Origin of the sequence: Streptomyces canus, assembly GCF_030816965.1 — a bacterium.
GTDB lineage: Bacteria > Actinomycetota > Actinomycetes > Streptomycetales > Streptomycetaceae > Streptomyces > Streptomyces canus_E.
Genome location: NZ_JAUSYQ010000002.1, coordinates 10,440,244 through 10,459,751, shown reverse-complemented (window position 1 = coordinate 10,459,751; position 19,508 = coordinate 10,440,244). Strand labels below are relative to the sequence as shown.

Below are 19,508 nucleotides of genomic sequence, written 5' to 3'. Positions count from 1 at the left end.
CCGACCGGGGTCATGGGCTCCCGTGGCCCGCGGTCGCCGCCACGGATACATAGGCCCCGCCTATACGGGGCATCGATTTTTGGTCGTAGACCCCCTCACCTGTGCCCGGTTCACTGTGGCGAAAGCTGGCGCGTACCGATCGGGCTCGGTGTCGCGCGATCAGGGAGGCTGCAATGACGCATACCCCAGGCCACGGTCGAGCCGAGCAAGCCGCGCGTATCGCGGCGAAGCCGTGGTACCGGCAGTTGTACGTCCAGGTGCTGGTGGCGATCGTGATCGGCATCGTGCTGGGCTGGCGTTGGCCGGATCTGGCCACCGACATGGAGCCGATCGGCACGACGTTCATCACCGCGATGAAGATGCTGATCGGCCCGATCGTCTTCCTGACGATCATCGGCGGCATCGCCGGCGTCGCGGACCTGAAGAAGGTCGGCCGCACCGGCATCAAGGCCCTGACCTACTTCCAGGCCGGCACGATCGTCGCCCTGCTCACGGGCCTGGTGGCGATCAACGTCTTCCGGCTCGGCGACGGCGTGCACGCCGACCCGTCGACCCTGAAGACGTCCGGGGACGCGAGCCAGTACATCGAGACGGGCGAGCACCAGCACTGGTGGGAGTTCCTCACGGGCATCGTGCCGAACAGCTTCTTCGGCCCGTTCGTCGAGGGGAACATCCTCCAGGTCATCTTCCTGGCCGTCGTCTTCGGCATCGCGATCAAGATGGTGGGAAAGACGGGCGAGCCGATCATCGCGGCCGTAGGGCGGCTGACCGAGGTCGTCTTCAAGGTCCTGTCCTTCGTCATGAAGGCCGCCCCGCTGGGCGCCTTGGGCGCGATGTCGTACGCCATCGGGAAGTTCGGCCTGTCCACCCTGACCAGCCTCAGCTCGCTGATCGTCCTCTTCTACGTCACCTCGGCCCTGTTCGTCGTGGTCGTGCTCGGCGGGGTGCTCGCCCTGTACGTGCGGCTGAACATCTTCCAGCTCTTCCGCTACTTCAAGGAGGAGTTCTGGCTGATCCTGGGCACCTCGACCGCCGAGCCCGCGCTGCCCGGACTGATGCGCAAGCTGCAGCACATGGGCGCGGAGCGGTCCACGGTCGGCCTGGTCGTGCCGACCGGGTACAGCTTCAACCTCGACGGCGCGGCGATCTACCTCTCGCTGGCCACCCTCTACATCGCCCAGGCCACGGACACCTCCCTCTCCATCGGTCAGCAACTCGGCCTGCTGGCCGTCATGTTGCTGACGTCGAAGGGTGCGGCCGGCGTCGCGGGCGGCGGGTTCATCGCGCTCACCGCGACGCTGTCGACGGTCGGTTCCGTCCCGGCGGCAGGCATCATGCTCATCTTCGGCATCGACAAGTTCATGTCGGAGTGCCGGGCCCTGGTGAACTTCTTCGGCAACGCCGTCGCCACCCTGGTCGTCGCCAGGTGGGAGAACGGCCTGGACCTGGAGCGGGCCCGGGCAGTGCTGGCCGGAAAGGCGGGACAGCCGCCACTGACCAACGAGGCCGAGACCGAAGCCGATGTCGAGGTCGGCCATCCGGCCGTAGCGCCGCCCACCGGACCGTCCGCCGCGCAGACCGCCGAGGTGGCCCCCTGATGGCCGCCTCCGTGTCCTTGGCGCCCTGCGTCCTGGTCGCCCCGGACAAGTTCAAGGGCTCCCTCACCGCCGACGAGGTCGCCCGCGCACTGGAACGCGGGCTGCTGGAAGGCGCCCCGCACGCCCGGGTCAGCCGGCTCGCGCTGGCGGACGGGGGCGAGGGGAGTGTGGCCGCGGCCTGCGCGGGACGGTTCAGCGCCGAGAAGGTCACGGTGACCGGCCCCACCGGGCAGCCCGTCACGGCACCCGTCGCGGTGCGCGGCCGTACCGTCCTCATCGAAGCCGCGGCCGTCTGCGGACTGGGCGCCCTGCCCGGCGGTGTCAAGGCGCCGCTCACGGCCGCCAGCCGTGGCATCGGCCAGGCCGTCCGGTATGCGCTGGCGGGCGGGGCCGACACCATCGTCCTGGCCCTCGGCGGGGTCGCCACCACCGATGGCGGTGCGGGCCTGCTGCAGTCCCTCGGCGCGGTGCTGGCCCGCGCGGACGGCACACCGATCGGGCCGGGCGGCCGAGGGCTGGCCGACCTCCACACGATCGACCTGGCCGAAGCCCGCACCGCACTGGCCGGGGTCGACCTCGTCCTCGCCGCCGACGTGGACAACCCGCTGCTCGGACCAACGGGCACCGCAGCCGTCTACGGGCCCCAAAAGGGCGCCACCGAGGACGACGTACGAGAACTGGACACGGCCCTCGGCACTTTCGTACGGCGTCTGGAGGCGGCCGGTGTCGAGGACGCGGCCCGCCTCGCGCGAATCGCCGGGGCCGGGGCTGCCGGTGGGCTCGGATACGCGGGGATGCTGCTGGGCGGACGGGTGTGCTCAGGCGCCGACTACTTCCTCACCCTGCTGGGCGCCGACGAACTGCTCACGGGCGCCGACTTCGTCGTCACCGGAGAGGGCAGCCTCGACGAGCAGACCCGGTCGGGCAAGCTCCCCATCGCCCTCGCACGCCGGGCCCGCCGGCAGGGCGTCGCGGCGCACGCCGTCGCCGGCCGCTGCACCCTGCCTCCCGAACGCACCGCCGCCCACTTCCGCTCCGTCCAGGCCCTGACGGATCTGACCGACCAGGACTGCGCGAACGACAGCGAGCTGTCCGCGCGGCTGCTCGCGCAGTGCGGACTCAACCTCGCCGACCGCTGGATCGGCGGGCGCACGGACGAAGCGGCCCGGTCGGTCTAAGTTGGCCCTGCCCCAGGACAGATCAACCGGCGGAGGCACCGTGGACGCCCGGCAGCTGGAGTACTTCCTGGCCATCGTCGAGCACGGCGGCTTCAGCAAGGCCGCCGCCGCACTCCACGTGGCCCAGCCCTCGCTGTCGCAGGCCATGGCGAACCTGGAGGCCGACCTCGGCGTAGCCCTCTTCCACCGGGTGGGCCGGGGCGTCGTCCTCAGCGAGGCGGGCACGGAACTGCTGGAGCCCAGCCGACGCGTGCTGCGGGATCTGGCCGCCGTACGCGACACCGCCGCCGCGCTGGTCGGGCTGCACGGCGGCACCGTCGAGGTCGCCACCATGCCCTCGCCGGGAATCGAGCCGCTGACCACCCTCATCCACCGGTTCGCCGAGCTGCACCCGGCCGTGACGGTCAGCACCCAGGCCGCGTTCACCCCCGACGAGGTCGTGCACCTGGTCCGGAGCGGGGCCTGCGAACTGGGCCTGCTGGGCTCGGCGAGCCCCGTCAACCCGTCCGGGCTGGACGTCCTGCACGTCGAGGACCAGCCCTTCGTGGTCGTCGCCGCACCCGGCGGAGCAATCGAGGACGACGTCACGATCCGGCCCGGGGACCTGGCCGGGCACAAGCTCATCGCCTCCCGCACCGGCAGCCTCATGCGCAGCATCGTCGACGACATCACCGCGGGCGGCACCGGCACGGAGATCGTGACGGTCGTCGACCACCGCACCTCGATCCTTCCGCTCGTCCTCACCGGGGTGGGCGTCGCCGTCCTGCCCTCCTCCTGGACCCGGCTGGCCCGCCGCTGCGGAGCCGTCGTGGCCCCCATCGAACCGACCGCCCATCTGCACGTGGCCATGGTCAGCCTGCCCGCGCACCTCACGCCGGCCGCCCGCGCCTTCCTCACCCTCACCAGGTCACTGGCCGACCGACGGGCACGGCACATCCAGCCCACCGACTGACGCGGAACCTATCGGGTGCGCCTATGGGTCGTATCGGAAGCAGGTCTTGGACGCGCCCGGTGAGCGGTGTGTTGACTCGAACCAACCCCACCACAGCGAGCCGGAGGCACCCGTGACCACCGCACCCCGCACGTTCCGCATCGCCGCCATCCCCGCCGACGGCGTGGGCAAGGAAGTCGTCGCCGCAGGACGCGCCGTACTCGACGCCCTGGCCCAGGACTCCCGCGGCACCGACGCCGCATTCACCTTCGCCTGGGAGGAGTTCCCCTGGGGCTGCGAGTACTACGAGCGCACCGGCACGATGATCGACGACGACGGCCTGGACCGCCTCAAGGACTTCGACGCCATCTACTTCGGCGCCGTCGGCTGGCCCACCGTCCCCGACCACATCAGCCTCTGGGGCCTGCGCCTGAAAATCTGCCAGAACTTCGACCAGTGGGCCAACATCCGCCCCGTGCACTTCCTGCCCGGCGTGCAGAGCCCGCTGCGCAAGGCCGACGACACCGAACTCGACTGGGTCGTCGTCCGCGAGAACAGCGAGGGCGAGTACGCCGGTCTCGGCGGCCGCAACCTCTCCGGCCGCGGACCGGGCGGCGAAGTCGCCGTCCAGTCGGCCCTGTTCACCGAGGTGGGCTGTGAGCGGATCATGCGGTTCGCCTTCGACCTGGCCCGCACCCGGCTGCACAAGAAGGTCTCCTCCGTCACCAAGAGCAACGCCCAGCAGTACGGCATGGTCCTGTGGGACGACGTCTTCAAGCGGGTCGCGCTCGACTACCCCGACGTGGAGACGGAGAGCGTCCTGGTCGACGCGATGTCCGCGAAGTTCGTGCTGAAGCCCGAGGACCTCTCCGTCGTCGTCGCCTCCAACCTCAACGCCGACATCCTCTCCGACCTCGGCAGCGCCCTCGCCGGCAGCCTCGGTCTGGCCGCGAGTGCCAACCTCAACCCGGAGCGCCGCTTCCCCAGCATGTTCGAGCCCGTCCACGGCTCCGCCCCCGACATCGCGGGCCAGGGACTGGCCAACCCGATCGGCGCGGTCGGCAGCGCCGCACTGATGCTGGAACACTTCGGCCTCCCCGACCAGGCGGCCCGCCTCAACAAGGCCATCGAGGCCACCACCGCCGCCGGCATCCTCACCCGCGACGTCGGCGGCACCGCCACCACCGAGGACGTCACCAAGGCCCTCATCGACGCGCTGAACCGCTGACCGCGGACAAGCGCGGGATTCCCTCGGACCGCCGATGGGGATCCCCGGCGCCAAGAGCGAGGCCGGCAGCCGCGACGACGGCCACCCCGTCACTGATCTCGCGTGCTGTGTCCAGGGGGCCCTGGGCGACCTCCATCTCCTTGCACTCATCGGTGGGATGCCCCGGTGGTAGGTCTCGTACCGGCGCGGTGCCCAGTAGCGGCGGCCGGCTTCCTCGAGCACCTTGACGGTGTTGTCGACCTTGGTGTCCGCGAACACGAACGCCACCGGCGCCAAGCCCTCCCGGCCGGTCGGCGGGTAGATGCGGCGCCACAGCCGCTTCTCGTGGTCGATGTGCTCGATCGCGTCCGGCCGGGAGCGGGCCAGGGCCGCCGTGTGCTTGTCCGCGTCCGAGGGCAGCAGTCGGCCCCACTGCCAGTACCGGCGCAGCTTGTGCACCAGGTCGTGGGCGTCCTCGGTGCGGCGGTCGATCTCCAGCAGCAGCACCGGCACCTTCGAGGCCGGCGCCCACACCACCAGGTCGGCCCGCTGCACGTACCCGTTGCCGAGCCGGTGGCCGATCTCGGTCTGGAAGCCGAGCCGGTGCCCGATCCCAGCGCGGTGAAGTTCGGCGGCCGTGGAGGTGACCGCCGCGGCGTGGTCGTCATAGCCGGTGCCGAGCAGCTCCCCGGTGACCGGGTCGTACTCCTCTTCGCGCAGCACCGAGACCCGTATGCCCTTCGGCTCCAGCAGCTTCTTCCCCTCGCGGTGTCCTCGCTTGGTGAGCACCCACACCTGCCTCTGGTCGTCCTGGACCAATTCGATCCTCCAGCACAACAGCCCTGACCAGCACAAAGGGCAAGCCGGGCCTGCTCACGCCAGAGCTACCTTCAACGAACCCAGCCCCGTTCGGCACACAAGACACAACCCCAGCTCACACACCCGGCCTCCCCACCGAAGCCGCCCACCTCGCCTGTCAGCGAACCAGCAGCACACCGGGCCAGCCGCCGCTCCGTACACCAATAAGCCCCCTCCGAGTGTCAACTTGTCAGCAAACTGGCCAGTCCCATTGACGTGCTCTTGGCCGAAACTTATCTTCTGGTCGAAGTTGCGCACGGTGTTCGAAATACCGAACCCGCTGGCCGTCAAAGGAGACGTCCGTGTACCGCACCCGTTACCGGGTCACTCTCGTGGCTCCCCGACCGGCCCTGCTGACTCCACGCGTCACCCAGCCTGCCGCCGCGGCGCCTTCGGTCGCTGCCACGCTCGGGCGAAAACTCCCGCTCCTCGGCCGTTGACCGGCCACACGACGTTCCACGTCACGCGACAGCAGGCTCTGACCCGCAGGTACGGAGACCGGCTTCGCCCCCGACTCCACTTTCACTCGTTCATGGCACCCGTAGTACGACAGGAGACGCACATGGCCAGGCTCCTCGGCCGGCTGGCGGCGATATTGGTCGCCGCCTGCCTACTCTTCACGTCCCAAGCCCTGACCACACCCGAGCGGGCCGCTGCCGCCGACCCGGGCTACCTGATGGTGCACTTCACCGGGGATGGGTCGACCAATCAGCAGATGTACCTCTCGCACAGCACGGACGGTCTGCACTGGAACGACCTCAACGGCGGCGGCATGGTCCTGCGCTCCACGGTCGGCACGAAGGGGGTGCGCGACCCCGCATTCGTGAGATCCCCTGATGGCAGCAAGTACTGGATCGTCGCGACCGACCTGTGCATCGGCTGCGGGCAGGGATGGGGTGACTCCCAGACCAACGGCAGCCGCAACCTGGTGGTGTGGGAGTCCACCGACCTGGTCACCTGGTCGCAGCCGCGGCTCCTGAACGTCGCCGACGCGATCCCAGGCGCCGGTGACGCGTGGGCGCCCGAGGCGATCTGGGACCCGGCGAGCAATGACTACGTCCTGTACTGGGCGACGAACGCGCCGCTGAACGGCGTGACGAAGCACCGCATCTACTCCGCCCACACGACGGACTTCCGCACCATCACCACCCCGCAGGTCTACATCGACCGCCCCGGCACCCAGGGCATCATCGACACCCAGATCATCGAGGTGCCGTCCGGCGTGGGCAACTACCGCTACGTGCGGGCCTCCGGCGACGGCCAGATCACTCTTGAAGGCAGCAACTCGATCCTGGGCACGTGGACGAACCTCGGCAACCTCTCCGGCGTCGGCCTCAGCGGCTCCCAGGTCGAGGGCCCGATGTGGATGAAGTTCAACGGCAGCAACCAGTGGGCCCTCTACCTCGACCAGTACGCCACCGGCGGCGGTTACATGCCGGTCCTGACCACCGACCCGTCCAACCCGGCCGCCTACCAGAAGCAGGCGTCGACGAGCTACAACATGGGCGGCACCAAGAAGCGCCACGGCTGGATCATGAACCTGACGGCCGCCGAGGAGAGCCGCGTCCTCGCACGCTGGCCCAACACGACGGCCAACCGGCTCCAGTCGTTCAACTTCCAGGACCGGTACGTGCGGCACACCAACTTCGACGTGCGCATCGACCAGAACGTCAGTACCAGCGAGGACTCCCAGTTCCGGATGCGGACCGGCCTGGCGGGCACCGGCACCGTCTCCTTCGAGTCGGTGAACTTCCCCGGATACTTCCTGCGGCACTCCGCGTTCGACTTCCAGCTCGTCTACAACGACGGCACCGCCGGCTTCGCCGCGGACGCCACCTTCAAGCAGGTCGCCGGGCTCGCCGACGCGACATGGTCGTCCTTCCAGTCCTACAACTACCCCGACCGGTACATCCGCCACTACGCGTACGAACTCAAGCTCGAGCCGATCTCCACGGCGACGGGGCGCGGCGACGCCACCTTCCGCGTGACGAGCTGACCCCACAGGGATGCCGGCGCCCTCGCGGCGACCTTCCGCCTGCCGCCCGCCCTCCGGCGGGGAAGGCGCCGGCATCCCATCACCGAGTGGTTTTTTAGGCGAGAGCAGCGACGGTGAAGAACCTCTCGTATTGGCCGGCGGTCGGACGTATCAGGAGTCCTTAGGCGGCGAGTTGTCGAGCCGGAAGGAAATTGTTCGATTGCCGGTCCCGCGCGGACCCGGGGCGACTAGGGTTCCCCGATCCTGCTCTGCAGTGACAGCTGCTTTCTGGATTGAGTTCGATGTCAGTGGGGCTGTCGAAACCGTTGACGAGAACATGCGCATCCCCTACCTTCTGGCCGAAGTTACGAGCCATGTTCGAAATAGCGGACGGGTGACTTCATAGACCAGTTCAACGGCCACTGGTACCTGTACTACTCCGCAGGCCAGAGCGGTGTCGCCTGCTGCAACTCCCAGCGCACCCACGTCCTGGAGAGCGCCGGAACCGACCCGCTGGGCCCCCTACAAGGGCGCTCTCGCCGGCTCCAACCTCTCGTCGGGCGGCTTGCTGATCGACGCGAGCGTGCTGCAGGCGGGCGGGCAGCTCCACCTCGTCGCCCGCGGGTTCGTGGACGGCAGCAAGCAGAGCCTGCTCATCGCGCCGATGAGCAACCCGTACACCCTCGCGAGCAACACCTTCACCATCGTCTCCAGCCCCACGCTGAGCTGGGAGACCCAGGGCGCCGCGGTGAACGAGGGTCCCGAACCGCTTTACCACGACGGCCGAACGTTCCTCACCTACTCCGCGAGTTCCTGCTCGACCGCCGACTACAAGCTCGGCCAGTTGGAACTGACCGGTTCCAACCCGCTGGACCCGGCCTCCCGGACCAAGAAGCAGACGCCCGTCTTCCAGCGCAGCGACGCGAACGGCGTCTACGTCCGCGGCCACAACGGTGTCTTCACCTCGCCTGACGGCACCGAGAACTGGATCGTCTACCACGCCAACAACACGGCGAACGGCAGCTGCGGCAACGAACGCACGACCAGGGCGCAGAAGTTCACCTGGAACGCCGACGGCAGGCGCCGGCACGCCCGTCGCGCTCGGCACCACGCTGGCCGGCCCCTCCGGCGAGACGGCGGCGACCCCGACGTCGTACACCCTCGTCAACCGCAACAGCGGCAAGTGCCTGGACCTCTCGGGCGGCAACACGGCCGACGGCACCAACGTCTTCCAATGGAGCTGCAACGGCGGCGCCAACCAGAAGTGGAAGGTCGAGGACCTCGCCGACGACACCAACCGGCTGGTGAACGTGGCCACCGGCAAGGTGATCGACACCGCCGACTGCTCCAGCGCCGACGGCGCGGACCTGCGGCAGTGGTCGTGGCTCAACAACAAGTGCCAGCGCTACCGCCTCGTGTACACGGCGACCGGCGACTACGTCCGGATCGTCAACGAGAACAGCGGTAAGGTCGCCGACGTCGCGAATTGCGGCACCGCCAACGGCACCGACGTACGGCAGTGGACGTGGCTGAACAACAACTGCCAGCAGGGGCGCCTCGTGCCCACCACCTGAGCCCCTTTAGAGGTCACGGGGGTGGCCAGCATCGGTTCCGGCGGCGCAGGGCCGCACTGGAGTCCCTGTTCGCCGCCCGTCGGCTGTCGGCGCCGTGGGCGCTGTGCCCGCACAGACAGGCGCAGCAGGCGGCGCAAGGCGGTGATGTCACGGCGGTGAGGTGCGGCGAGCGCGTCATAGGTGGCGTTCCAGGCGTGCTGCGTCTGCACCAGGTCGTCAGGGAAGCGGGTGGCGCCCATACCAGCATTAGATCGCTTATTCGAATTCACTGTCATCTCGGACACGCCGCCCGGCCGAACAGCTGTGATCGAGCGCTTCAGTTGGCCAGTGAGCATTCGAGTTGGCCAACTGGGCGAGGTTGTGCGGTCGGCCACGATGCCCGGTCACGCGTCCGGCAGGAGAAGCCAGACTTCGGAGAAGGCGAGGCCGTGCTCGTGGGTGACCACCCCGCACGGGCAGCCCAGCGAGATCAAACGCCAGTCGCAGGTCACCGTCCACGGGCCGGACTTACCCCCGCACGCCGGGCAGTCGACGGTCTCGGCCGTCCACACCCCGAAGGCCGGTCTACCGTAGCGACGGAAACGGCCCGCGTACCGGACATGCCAGGGCTCGACCGAGGGCGTGAGCGAGACGGTCCCAGGTGGGCTCGCCGAGGCCAGCACGGCGAAAATTTCGATCAGATCGGGGAGCAGGGCCTCGCCCGCCTCTGTCGGTGGCAAGGTCAGGTCGTCTGCCCTCCCCGCCGGGGGCCCGTACTTGGCGCCGCCGCTGCGGCCGGTGGGTTCGGCGCGGCGTGCCAAGGCAGGAATGCTCGGGCGACAGCCGCCAGGAGGGCGGCTGCGGGCGGGCTGACGGCACCTGCGTCGAGGTGGTGGAGGGTAGTGCGCAGGATGCGTTGGAGTCGCCGGTCCCGGTCCATGGCAAGCGTCCGTATGGCCGCTGCCCGCCGGGACGGGAGTGGGGCCGCGAGGCGGGCCAGGACGGCCGCTGCTGCCTTGGAGTCCGCCGCGGCAGGGCGCCACTTCCCGGCGGCCAAGAGATGCCGTGCCCGCCCGGCCTCACGGGTCAGGGCGCGCGTCGGCAGTGAGCCGAAGGCTGCTTCGCGAGGCTCGTGCCCATTCGTCATGGCCCCTCCCCCTCCCCGTACCTGCGGCTGTCGCGACGTATCCGCGCACCGCTGTGAGAGCTAAGGGACATTCCATCAGAAGCATCGGGCCTCTTGGAGACGCTGCGTTCGCGTCAGGCCTCGTGGCCATCTGTGATGCTCAGACCGGCCAACTAATACTCCAGCTGTAGATCGCGATCTTGCTGCTGTCGCTCTGTGGAATGTCCGTGTGGAGGACCGTGTCGGCAGAGCGCACCGCGTACTGCGGCGCGCCCTGCCGGGCTCGATTACTGTCCGGATGGCAGCTGCGCGAATCTCAGGATGTTGCCGTACGGGTCGATGACCTGCAGTGTCGGCCCTCCGGGGGCGTCCGGATCGATTCCGGGACGTGCTGGTGCGTTCGGTCGGGCGAGCAATTCCTTGTGCAGGGCGGACACATCGCGCACCGGGATCCAGGCCACGCTGTTGGGGGCGCCGTCGCCGTGGTGTTCGGAGAGGTGCAGCACGGCTGCCGAGCGCGATATCTGCACATACAGGGGCAGCCCGGGCTCAAACTGGTGCTCCCAGTCCAGGGCGAAGCCCAGGAAGTCAAGGTAGAACGGCAGTGCCTGTGCGACGGACATGACGCGCAGGACCGGCACGCCGGGGCTGATGTCCGGTGTGACAGGGCTTGCTGCGCGGCTCGTCAGGGCGGCGAGCACGTTCCAGTCCTTGGTGCCGAGCTGGTGGGCGATCAGTTCGAGTGCGAGGCTGTGCGGGATCTCGATCCCCGCTGTGGCAAGGTCCTCGCGCAGGAGTCTGGCGAGTTTCTTGGCGTGGTCAGTGGTAGGGGACGTCATCGCGTCGGCTTTCCACGCGGCCCATCCTGCCGATGCTCGCGTTGTCGGCCGGTGCCGCGTTCAGTGAGCCGAGGCGAGGCGACCCACGGTGCATTCACCCAACCTTGAAAGGCGCGAGCGGCCGGCTGCACCAGGCCGCCACCGATCGTACCGGGTGGCCTGACGCGATGGCACCACTGTCGCAGCGCCTCGCCCTCACCTCATGACTCTGCGGCAGGTCAGGGTTGAGTGGTTGCTTGTCGTCGGTAGTGGGAGGTGCGGGCGCGGGCCTGGTGGCGCCGTCGCCACCTCGACCAGCGGAGTCGGTGCGCGAGGTCGTGGGCCGGGTTGATCAGTGCTGCGAACAGATGCTGAATTTCGTTGCCGATCAGGGGGATCAGGTCTTCGGGCGCTGGGTGCTGTCGGCGTTCGGCGGCTGCGGTCACGGCGAGGAAGGCGTGCGCGAGCATGGCGAGGGTGACCCAACGGTGCCAGGAAGTCCAACGACGGACCTGGTGCTCGTCCAGGCCGGCCAAGCCTTTGCTGGCCTGGAACGTCTCCTCGACCGTCCATCTGCGCCCAGCGACCCGCACCAAGGTGGACAGCGGAACGGGGGTGGCTGAGTAGCAGCGGTAGAAGGCGAGTTCACGCGTGCGCCGGTTGCGGCGGACGAGCAACTGGCGGTGGCCGGGCAGGTCGTCGGCGATGTCGGCCAGGGCCAGTCGTAGAGACGGTGCCCTTTGGCTCCGGCGCCAGCGGAGAGGTCCTGCCAGGCCCGCTTCGGCAGCTTCTTGACCAGGGTGTCGGCGCGGAGCTTGCCCGCGCGGGTAGGAGGTCGCAGGCGACGGCGAGTACGTAGCCGATCTTGCGTCTCTCCAGGTTGGTTCGCAGGTGGGGGTTGCCTCCGTAGACCTCGTCGCCGGCCACCCAGGACGTGAGGACGCCGGCGTCCAGTGCTCGGCCGATCATGCGGGCGGCGAGGGCGGGTTTCGTGGCGAAGCCGACGGCGTCGGGGATCCCGGCTGCCCGGCAGCGGGCCGCACCCTCGGTCCAGGAACGCGGGACATACAGCTCACGGTCGATCGCCGCGTGCCCGAGCGGGGTGGAGTAGGCGAGGTAGACGGCGACCTGACTGTTCTCGATGCGTCCGGCGGTGCCGGTGTACTGGCGCTGCACGCCGACCGTGTGCGTGCCCTTTTTCAGATCACCGGTCTCGTCCACGACCAGCACCGCGTCCTGGTGGTGCAACTGCTCGACGATGAAGTCGCGGACGTCATCGCGTACCGCGTCGGCATCCCACCTGGCCCTCGACAGCAGGTGCTGCAGACCGTAGGGGGTCGCATCCCCGGCCTGCTCAGCGATCGTCCAGCAGTTCTTGCGCGGCAGATCCGACAGCAGTCCGAGCACGAACGCCCGTGCCCGGCGCCGGGGTTCCACCCGACCGAACCGTCCCGCGATACGGCCCATCAGGATCTCGAATGCTTCCTGCCAGCGGCCAGGATCTATGCTGTGACCTGCGGCCACCGACTGATCTTCTGTCTTCACACACCGATGATCACCGGTGGCCGCACCTGTTCCCGGGCCAGCCCCGACCAGCAAGATCGCGATCTGCAGCTGGAGTACTAAGAGATCGTCTCAACTGGCTTGATCACTAGGCTGGCGGATGTGATGGCGATGGTGGGGCGTCTGGTGCCGGATGGGTTGTGGGAGTTGTTCCAGCGGGTGGTCCCGGCTGCGCCGGTGCGTCCGCAGGGTGGCGGCCGACGCCGCTACGGTGATCGCGAAGTGCTGGCGGCGATCCTGTTTGTGGCCACGACGGGGTGTACCTGGCGGCAACTGCCGCCGGTCTTCGGCCCGTCCGGGCCGACCGCGCACCGGCGGTTTACCGAGTGGAGCCGGGCCCGAGTATGGGGCAAGCTCCACCGCCTGGTCCTGGACGAACTCGGCGTGCGTGGCGAGTTGGACTGGTCCCGGTGTGCCATCGACTCCATGAACATGCGCGCGACGAAAGGGGGGATCTGACGGGTCCGAATCCCGTAGATCGCGGCAAGAAGGGATCAAAGATCCACTTGATCACCGAGCGGACCGGTCTGCCCCCCTCCATCGGGATCTCCGCCGCGAACACCCACGACAGCCAGGGGCTCGAACCCCTGGTGCGCGGCATCCCGCCCATCCGCTCCCGCCGCGGGCCGCGCCGAAGACGACCCGCCAAGCTCCATGGCGACAAGGGGTACGACTACGACCACCTGCGCTGTTGGCTACGCTCCCGGAACATCACCCCGCGCATCGCCCAAGGGCATCGAGTCCTCCCAGCGCCTGGGCCGTCACCGATGGACCGTGGAACGCACAGTGGCCTGGCTTGCCGGATGCCGCCGTCTGCACCGCCGCTACGAGCGCAAGGCCGAACACTTCCTCGCCTTCGCCGGCATCGCCGCTACGCTCATCTGCTACCGGGCGTCTCGCTGCGTGAGCCGGTTCATGCGACTCCGAGGAACCCCGGATCGGCGCCGTCGAACTGCAGGCACGAGTCGCGGCTCAGCCCCAGGAGTTCCGCCATGGGCACCGCTCGGCGACGGGTCGCCAGCAGATCCTGGCGGGCCTCGGCCGACCACAACGGCGGGAAGAACGACAATCCCTGCCGGCCGTTCAGCACGGACACCTCGCTGCGCCAGCCGTCCCACCGCAGGCCCCCATAGAACTCCTGGAGCCCTCCAGAGAGAATCCAGGACAGCCAGGCCGAGTGCCCGGCGCCCAGCGCCTCCCAGCCAAGGGAATCGGGGGCGAAGTACAGGAGCTCGCCCGGCTCGCCGGGCCGACCGGCCTCACGGGGGTTTCCCCCGTTGAGGGCGAACACCCCGCCCAACACATCATGCGCAACCACGAGTCCCGCCCCCGGCCGCCAGGCAGGATCGAACGTCGAGGGCATCGCGTTGATCTCCGCCAGGCCCGGCAGCCTCTCGGCGTGGGCGGCACCCGGGCTTCCGAAGATCCGCAACCAGCCGCTGTCGACCAGCAGACCGCCGCTATTCAAGACGATCCCGCCCAGATTCGACCGGGCCGAGACCTGGAGCTGCAACAGCGAGGCACGGCCTGTCTCGGCATCTCCGGGCAGCACCTCAACTGGTACGTCAGTGCCGGACAGCTCCTGGAGAAGGAGCGGCCAGGCTGGATCATCGACGTTGAGCAGCTCATCGACCTCGCGCATCCCCGCATCGTCGCACCAGCACTGAAGACGCAGTCCGCCGGGGCACCTTCACTTCGATCCACCAAACGAGATGATCTCTCAGAGGTCTCTTATCTCGGTGTTCTATCCCGGAATCGGCTGTTTGGTATGCGGTGTCGGGCCGCGCCAAGAGATGGTGTTCTCGCCGGTGAGGCGGTGGGCCATCAGGTCAGTCATGGCGAGGTGGATCACGGCTTCGGAGCGGCTGGGCAGGGCCTCGTAATCAGGTTGAACAACGCTCACTGGCTGTAGAAGGTCGCGTCCGCCTTCGCGGCCGTGGTGCCGGCAGGCTGGACGTAGAGCAGGTAGTTGTGGTGGCGGATGTAGCGGCCGGGGTAGTTGTACGACTCGAAGGAGACGCCGGCCGCAGTGTCGGACAGGTCGGCCCGCTGGGTGAAGCTGGCGTCGTTCTTGAAGGTGGTGGTCCCGTCGCTCTTCTCCAGCCACACCTCGAAGTTCTTGTGGCGCAGATAGTGGCCGGGGAAGTTCACCGATTCCAGGGAGACGGTGTCGGTACCGCTCAGTCCGCTCACCACGCGGTGAATCGATCGCGTCGTAGTCGCTCACCGTCCGCCTCCCTTCACCCCGGCCCGGGTGCTGGTGCGCCGGTCGGACGGCAGCGCCTCGCACGCCCTGGTCGGCCCGGACAGCAGGTCCAGAGCGGTGACACCGTAGTCTCCGGCCAGCGTGTCGACGTCACGCAAGGTCCATGATGGGGCCACCGCCAGATGCTCCGGGCGCCACGGCCAGGCCGTGCTGCGGGCCACGACCCCAGCCATCAATCTCCTGCTGTCCGGGCTGGAGCACGACCTGGAGGACGTGCAGGCCGCGAAGGACCTGATGCTGCGCCGCAAGGTGAGCAACCGGCGGAGCGCGATATGCACACCGCAGTTCCGGGGCCCGGCCCAGTCGCGTACGAACCCGCGCGCCCTGGCCCGCTCCTCCGCGTCCAGCACATCGCGGCCGCCGTCCGCCGCGTCGCGGGTCCGCGGAAGGTCGATCAGCCACACCGGCACCGCTCCCGGCGCACCCGCCCCATGAGCGGGCGGCGGGCTCTCGCCATAGCGGAGTAAGCTCTGGGTGGTAGCCATGTCCGGCCCCGGCACTACATTTTGACGGATTGTCATAGCGGGTGGCTGCCCGGAGCCGACCGCACAGTCCAGGTGTCGCCGCGGGCAAGGAGGGCGGCGAGGTCGCCCTTGCCCTGCTGCTCAACAGCGGTGTCGAGCTGCTCGGCCATCTCGGTGTCGTAGACCGGGCGGTCGACCGAGCGCAGCACGCCAATGGGGGTGTGGTGCAGGGTGTCCGGGTCGGCGAGGCGGGAGAGCGCGAAGGCCGTGGTCAGGGACGCCGAGTGGGCGTCGTGGACCAGGATCTGCGCCTCGTTCTCCGGCGTGACATCGACAATCTTCAGGTCGCCGGTGGCAGGATCCCGCACGACGCCCTTGGCGCCCCTTTCGTCCGCAAGAGGCGTGCCGAAGCGGATCGGCTCGCCGTGCTCGAGGCGGATGACGGCCTCCTGGGCCTGCTCCTTGTCCTTGAGGACTTCGAAGGCGCCGTCGTTGAAGATGTTGCAGTTCTGGTAGATCTCCACCAAGGCGGTGCCGGGGTGGTCGGCGGCCTGCCGCAGGACCTCGGTGAGGTGGTTGCGGTCGGAGTCGACGGTGCGGGCGACGAAGGATGCCTCGGCGCCCAGGGCGAGGGAGACCGGGTTGAAGGGGGTGTCGAGGGAGCCCATCGGCGTCGACTTGGTGACCTTGCCGACTTCGGAGGTGGGCGAGTACTGGCCCTTGGTCAGGCCGTAGATCCGGTTGTTGAAGAGGAGGATCTTGAAGTTGACGTTGCGGCGCAGGGCGTGGATGAGGTGGTTGCCGCCGATGGACAGCGCGTCACCGTCACCCGTGGCCACCCATACGCGGCCACGCCGCAGTGAACCGGGAACTCTACGTGCCGCGCTCCTGGACCTCCGACCCCGACCGCTGCCGCGCCGCGGGCCTTGCCGAGGACACCACCTTCGCCACCAAGCCGGAGCTGGCCACTTGTATGGTCGCCCGGTTCCTGGACGCCGGCCATCAGGCTGCCTGGGTTGCCGGCGACGAGGTCTACGGCGGCAACCCGAAGCTGCGAACCGCACTGGAGGAACGCGGCACCGGCTACGTCCTCGCGGTGGCCTGCTCGCACGAAGTCACCACCGGTGCGGGGAAGTTCCGTGCGGACATCTTGGCCAAGAAGGTGCCCAAGCGGGCCTGGCAGAAGCTCTCCGCAGGGGCCGGGGCCAAGGGCCCCCGTTCCTACGACTGGGCAGTCATCGACCTCGCCGACCTCCGCCCCGGGAGTCGGCAGCTGATGATCCGCCGTAACCGCAGCACCGGCGAACTCGCCTACGACCGTTGCTACTCGCCCACGTCCGTGCCGCTGACCGTGCTGGTCAGAGTCGCTGGATCAAGATGGCGGGTGGAGGAGTTCTTCCAGTCGGGCAAGGGCCTGGCCGCACTCGACGAGCACCAGGTCCACCGCTATGCCTCCTGGTCCCGCTGGGTCACCCTGCCCATGCTCGCGCACGCTTTCCTCGCCGCCGTACGCGCAGACGAGCACACCCGCCGCGCACCCGATGCCCTCATTCCGCTCACCTGCAACGAGATCCAGCGCCTGTTCATCACCCTCGACGTCCGACCCGTCCACGACACAGCCCACCGGCTCGGTTGGTCGAATTGGCGACGCCGCCACCAGGCCCGATCCCAAGCCAGCCACTACCGACGACAAGCCACTCAGGAATGAAGATCACGAACTACGGCTGGAGTATTAGTCGGAGCACATATTCAGAAGAAGGCCACTTCTGCGTAGGGCAGTTACCGGCCCGAGGGATCAATTTCGACGCACCATTCGACGCCGGAGGTTAAAGATCAAGCGTGCGCCGGCCAGCGCTGTACAGAAGCCCTGGATGTCGTCGCCGAGCACCTCGTGGATGCTCTGTCCGTCCGCTGCCGACACTTCGAGCAGTCCCATGGCGAAGTCGAGGATCGGTATCAGACTGCGGCCGGTGAAGCGCCAATAGGGAAAGGGGTGGGCGACAAACCCATTGGCGGTTGTCCGGTCAGGTGGAATTGCATTCTTGAACGGGAAGTGTCGTCCGGCTTGTTCCGCCCTTGGCATCCGGTTGGAAACGGAAGACGTAGCAACGGTAGGCCCTCGAGGGTGAGGTACCGAAGAAACTGGTGTCCTCATACGTCGCGAAGAACTCGACGACAGTGGTCAGAGACTGTGCCGACTGCCCGTATGAGATGAGGCTGCTGTGGTTCCGCTGGGCGATGGCACCTGTCCGGTCCTCGCTCGGGTAGCCGTTCTGCGCCTCGTTCTGCACATCGTCCTCGTACGACTTCGCATGCCTCCTTATCTGCTCCAGTGCCTCGTTCTCACGGCGTCCGTTGGCGTCATTCTGGCGGTGGTACATGATCATGAGCGTCCCCGCAGCGAGCAGCACGAGGATGAGGGGCACCATGAGTGCCAGCATGCAGCCGGGGGCCGGTACCCCGCCGCGGTCGGACCGCGACGGAGCACCGGCGGAGGAAAGAGGTGGGTTCACTCGTCCTCTTGTCTGATCGCTGCGGGGCCCAGCGTCATGACCGCCTGTGCGTAGGCGGTGGTGCTATGAGGGGTTCGCCGGTGGGGGTCAGGTCACAAGCTGCCCTCCAAGGGGGCGGGGTGAGAGTTCAGCTGACCAACCTGCCAGGCGGACACCTGTCAGGACTACCCCTCCGATGCCGGAAGGTCGGCGGCGGTAAGGATGCTGCGGACGCCCAGGTCGGCGCGGCAGGCCGGGGTGGTCTGGTCGACTATGACGGTGCAGCCGACCCAGTGGCCGCCGCACTGCTCGACCATCGACCGCACGGCCGACGCCTGGCTGCCCGTCTCGATCCAGTCGTCGACCAGCAGCATCCGGTCCCCGGGGCCCACCGCCCCCCGCTGCAGGCGCAGCTCCTGGCGGGTGTCCCGGTAGTCGGGGTCACTGCGCCGGGTGAGCTTCTCCCCCGGGAAGATTCCCTCGCCCTTGCGTACTGCGGCGAAGCCGACGCCGAGTTCGACGGCCACCGCCGCGCCGAGCAGGAATCCCCGGGACTCGATGCCGCAGACGGCTGTGACGCCGTCGTCCCGGAACGACTCGGCCAGGCCGCCGACCACCGCGGCGAGCGCCCCGGGGTCGCGGAAGATCTGCCAGACGTCGGCATGGCCGCCAATCCACCGGAAGCGTTCAAGGGCGAGGCGACGTGCGTGAGACATCATGATCGCGAGTCTGCGGACGGACTTGCAGTCCGGGCAACCGGATTCTCCGTTCGGGGAAATGCAGACTGGTGGCCGACACTCCACCTTCGCCGCGATCCTGATCTGGACCCGAAGCGGCGACCAAAGTGCAGCCAAGACGGGTGCCGCAGCCGACTCGGGGATGACTGCGGCACCGTCCCGCAAGCCCAGCAGCGCGGCAGGAAGAACACGCCCTGGGGCCAACCGTGCCAGTACCCCGCCCTCCGGCCGCCAGGCTGCGCCGATCGGGTGGCCTGTAGCAGACCCGCGGGCTCATCGATCGTGCGCCGGCGGAAGGCGTCGGACTGGTCGCTACCGCCGGTACCGTCGCCCACGCGTTCAACTCGGTCCGACGGTGAGGTGAACGCCGTGGAGTAACTGAGTCCAGTGCCCGCATGAGCAGTGAAGAAACCAGGGAAATCGACCGTGTGTTCTTGAATTCGCCGGGCACGAGGAGCGACGGAGGTTGATAACTATGGTTCCCCTGCTTGTCGTTCTTCTGCTGGCTCTGATCCTCTTCGGCGCGGGTTTCGCGCTGAAGGCACTGTGGTGGCTCGCGGTCATCGTGTTGGTCGTCTGGCTGCTGGGCTTCGTTATGCGCTCCGCCGACACGGGCGGCCGCAAGGGCCGCTGGTATCGCTGGTAACCCGCCAAGCAGCAACATGCTTGTGGCTCCGGATGCATCCGGAGCCACAAGCATGTCCCGGATCAGGAGATCACTGGGCAAACAGTGTAACTATCA

18 protein-coding genes and 6 pseudogenes are annotated in these 19,508 nt (G+C 68.4%); 12 read left to right on the top strand and 12 right to left on the bottom strand.

What is annotated here, in order from left to right; genetic code table 11:
* The first annotated feature begins 173 nt into the window (after nucleotides 1–173).
* From dctA to QF027_RS49040, 8 genes and pseudogenes are all read left to right on the top strand, one after another.
* Nucleotides 174–1,598: a C4-dicarboxylate transporter DctA gene (dctA, locus tag QF027_RS49075; protein WP_307082158.1), complete on the top strand. Its 1,425-nt coding sequence runs from the start codon at nucleotides 174–176 to the stop codon at nucleotides 1,596–1,598.
* Entirely contained in the window at nucleotides 1,598–2,776 is a 1,179-nt protein-coding gene (locus tag QF027_RS49070) for a glycerate kinase (RefSeq protein WP_307082156.1), read from the top strand. Before dctA ends, QF027_RS49070 begins: the two co-directional genes overlap by 1 nt.
* 40 nt (nucleotides 2,777–2,816) lie before the next feature.
* Nucleotides 2,817–3,728 carry a LysR family transcriptional regulator gene (locus tag QF027_RS49065; protein ID WP_307082155.1) on the top strand — a complete coding sequence of 304 codons (912 nt, stop codon included), beginning with the start codon at nucleotides 2,817–2,819 and terminating at the stop codon, nucleotides 3,726–3,728.
* 112 nt (nucleotides 3,729–3,840) lie between these two features.
* Nucleotides 3,841–4,935 (top strand): tartrate dehydrogenase, encoded by a 1,095-nt coding sequence (locus tag QF027_RS49060; RefSeq protein ID WP_306972323.1) that lies wholly within the window; start codon nucleotides 3,841–3,843, stop codon nucleotides 4,933–4,935.
* Nucleotides 4,936–5,367: 432 nt separating this feature from the next.
* Nucleotides 5,368–5,760, top strand: a complete 393-nt coding sequence (locus tag QF027_RS49055; RefSeq protein WP_307082153.1) for a hypothetical protein — start codon at nucleotides 5,368–5,370, stop codon at nucleotides 5,758–5,760.
* A 314-nt stretch (nucleotides 5,761–6,074) separates the two neighbouring features.
* The gene (locus tag QF027_RS49050; RefSeq protein WP_306972325.1) at nucleotides 6,075–6,212 is read left to right on the top strand and encodes a hypothetical protein; all 138 of its coding nucleotides are present in this window, start codon (nucleotides 6,075–6,077) and stop codon (nucleotides 6,210–6,212) included.
* Nucleotides 6,213–6,334: 122 nt separating this feature from the next.
* Complete coding sequence (locus QF027_RS49045) at nucleotides 6,335–7,768, top strand: glycoside hydrolase family 43 protein (RefSeq protein ID WP_307082151.1); 1,434 nt, start codon at nucleotides 6,335–6,337, stop codon at nucleotides 7,766–7,768.
* 390 nt (nucleotides 7,769–8,158) lie between these two features.
* Nucleotides 8,159–9,321: pseudogene (locus tag QF027_RS49040) on the top strand (RICIN domain-containing protein); the annotation flags it as partial.
* Nucleotides 9,322–9,704: 383 nt separating this feature from the next.
* Here the strand turns inward: QF027_RS49040 and QF027_RS49035 are convergent.
* The 4 genes from QF027_RS49035 to QF027_RS49020 all read right to left on the bottom strand — a co-directional run bounded on the left by QF027_RS49035 (nucleotide 9,705) and on the right by QF027_RS49020 (nucleotide 12,789).
* Nucleotides 9,705–10,121, bottom strand: coding sequence for a hypothetical protein (locus QF027_RS49035; protein WP_307082149.1), 417 nt, complete (start codon nucleotides 10,119–10,121; stop codon nucleotides 9,705–9,707).
* A 592-nt stretch (nucleotides 10,122–10,713) separates the two neighbouring features.
* Entirely contained in the window at nucleotides 10,714–11,265 is a 552-nt protein-coding gene (locus QF027_RS49030) for a glyoxalase superfamily protein (RefSeq protein ID WP_306972330.1), read from the bottom strand.
* A gap of 218 nt (nucleotides 11,266–11,483) precedes the next feature.
* Nucleotides 11,484–11,840, bottom strand: a complete 357-nt coding sequence (locus tag QF027_RS49025) for a hypothetical protein (protein WP_307082147.1) — start codon at nucleotides 11,838–11,840, stop codon at nucleotides 11,484–11,486.
* 49 nt (nucleotides 11,841–11,889) lie between these two features.
* Nucleotides 11,890–12,789, bottom strand: coding sequence for an IS701 family transposase (locus tag QF027_RS49020; protein ID WP_307082144.1), 900 nt, complete (start codon nucleotides 12,787–12,789; stop codon nucleotides 11,890–11,892).
* Between the two features lie 129 nt (nucleotides 12,790–12,918).
* On the opposite strand from QF027_RS49020, the pseudogene QF027_RS49015 reads away from it, so the two are divergent.
* Nucleotides 12,919–13,698, top strand: a pseudogene (locus QF027_RS49015) (IS5 family transposase); the annotation flags it as partial.
* Nucleotides 13,699–13,720: 22 nt separating this feature from the next.
* Here the strand turns inward: QF027_RS49015 and QF027_RS49010 are convergent.
* The 4 genes and pseudogenes from QF027_RS49010 to QF027_RS48995 all read right to left on the bottom strand — a co-directional run bounded on the left by QF027_RS49010 (nucleotide 13,721) and on the right by QF027_RS48995 (nucleotide 15,189).
* Nucleotides 13,721–14,449: a DUF2625 family protein gene (locus QF027_RS49010; protein WP_306972333.1), complete on the bottom strand. Its 729-nt coding sequence runs from the start codon at nucleotides 14,447–14,449 to the stop codon at nucleotides 13,721–13,723.
* A 102-nt stretch (nucleotides 14,450–14,551) separates the two neighbouring features.
* Nucleotides 14,552–14,692, bottom strand: a pseudogene (locus QF027_RS49005) (IS5 family transposase); the annotation flags it as partial.
* A gap of 14 nt (nucleotides 14,693–14,706) precedes the next feature.
* Nucleotides 14,707–15,009 (bottom strand): annotated as a pseudogene (locus QF027_RS49000) (AbfB domain-containing protein); the annotation flags it as partial.
* A 21-nt stretch (nucleotides 15,010–15,030) separates the two neighbouring features.
* Entirely contained in the window at nucleotides 15,031–15,189 is a 159-nt protein-coding gene (locus QF027_RS48995) for a hypothetical protein (RefSeq protein ID WP_307082142.1), read from the bottom strand.
* A gap of 31 nt (nucleotides 15,190–15,220) precedes the next feature.
* On the opposite strand from QF027_RS48995, the gene QF027_RS48990 reads away from it, so the two are divergent.
* Nucleotides 15,221–15,508 (top strand): hypothetical protein, encoded by a 288-nt coding sequence (locus tag QF027_RS48990; RefSeq protein ID WP_306972335.1) that lies wholly within the window; start codon nucleotides 15,221–15,223, stop codon nucleotides 15,506–15,508.
* Between the two features lie 82 nt (nucleotides 15,509–15,590).
* On the opposite strand, the pseudogene QF027_RS48985 reads toward QF027_RS48990, so the two are convergent.
* Nucleotides 15,591–16,394: pseudogene (locus QF027_RS48985) on the bottom strand (thiamine pyrophosphate-dependent enzyme); the annotation flags it as partial.
* On the opposite strand from QF027_RS48985, the pseudogene QF027_RS48980 reads away from it, so the two are divergent.
* Nucleotides 16,382–17,245 (top strand): annotated as a pseudogene (locus tag QF027_RS48980) (IS701 family transposase); the annotation flags it as partial. The pseudogenes QF027_RS48985 and QF027_RS48980 overlap by 13 nt on opposite strands.
* 87 nt (nucleotides 17,246–17,332) lie before the next feature.
* Here the strand turns inward: QF027_RS48980 and QF027_RS48975 are convergent.
* From QF027_RS48975 to QF027_RS48965, 3 genes are all read right to left on the bottom strand, one after another.
* Nucleotides 17,333–17,620, bottom strand: a complete 288-nt coding sequence (locus QF027_RS48975; protein ID WP_306972336.1) for a DUF1048 domain-containing protein — start codon at nucleotides 17,618–17,620, stop codon at nucleotides 17,333–17,335.
* Nucleotides 17,562–17,966 carry a hypothetical protein gene (locus tag QF027_RS48970; RefSeq protein WP_306986847.1) on the bottom strand — a complete coding sequence of 135 codons (405 nt, stop codon included), beginning with the start codon at nucleotides 17,964–17,966 and terminating at the stop codon, nucleotides 17,562–17,564. The genes QF027_RS48975 and QF027_RS48970 overlap by 59 nt, the downstream gene beginning before the upstream one ends.
* 248 nt (nucleotides 17,967–18,214) lie before the next feature.
* On the bottom strand, nucleotides 18,215–18,748 hold the full coding sequence (locus tag QF027_RS48965) for a phosphoribosyltransferase family protein (RefSeq protein ID WP_306972337.1): 534 nt from the start codon (nucleotides 18,746–18,748) through the stop codon (nucleotides 18,215–18,217).
* Between the two features lie 493 nt (nucleotides 18,749–19,241).
* Here QF027_RS48965 and QF027_RS48960 point away from each other — a divergent pair, with 493 nt between their 5' ends.
* Nucleotides 19,242–19,412 (top strand): hypothetical protein, encoded by a 171-nt coding sequence (locus tag QF027_RS48960; RefSeq protein ID WP_020121623.1) that lies wholly within the window; start codon nucleotides 19,242–19,244, stop codon nucleotides 19,410–19,412.
* Nucleotides 19,413–19,508: the final 96 nt, after the last annotated feature.

Excerpts from the sequence above, each read along its gene's own strand:
- dctA (WP_307082158.1), top strand. The coding sequence starts at position 174 with ATGACGCATACCCCAGGCCACGGTCGAGCCGAGCAAGCCGCGCGTATC.
- QF027_RS49070 (WP_307082156.1), top strand. The coding sequence starts at position 1,598 with ATGGCCGCCTCCGTGTCCTTGGCGCCCTGCGTCCTGGTCGCCCCGGAC.
- QF027_RS48970 (WP_306986847.1), bottom strand. The coding sequence starts at position 17,966 with ATGGTGCCCCTCATCCTCGTGCTGCTCGCTGCGGGGACGCTCATGATC.
- QF027_RS49045 (WP_307082151.1), top strand. The coding sequence starts at position 6,335 with ATGGCCAGGCTCCTCGGCCGGCTGGCGGCGATATTGGTCGCCGCCTGC.
- QF027_RS49030 (WP_306972330.1), bottom strand. The coding sequence starts at position 11,265 with ATGACGTCCCCTACCACTGACCACGCCAAGAAACTCGCCAGACTCCTG.
- QF027_RS48960 (WP_020121623.1), top strand. The coding sequence starts at position 19,242 with ATGGTTCCCCTGCTTGTCGTTCTTCTGCTGGCTCTGATCCTCTTCGGC.
- QF027_RS48965 (WP_306972337.1), bottom strand. The coding sequence starts at position 18,748 with ATGATGTCTCACGCACGTCGCCTCGCCCTTGAACGCTTCCGGTGGATT.
- QF027_RS49010 (WP_306972333.1), bottom strand. The coding sequence starts at position 14,449 with ATGCGCGAGGTCGATGAGCTGCTCAACGTCGATGATCCAGCCTGGCCG.
- QF027_RS48975 (WP_306972336.1), bottom strand. The coding sequence starts at position 17,620 with ATGCCAAGGGCGGAACAAGCCGGACGACACTTCCCGTTCAAGAATGCA.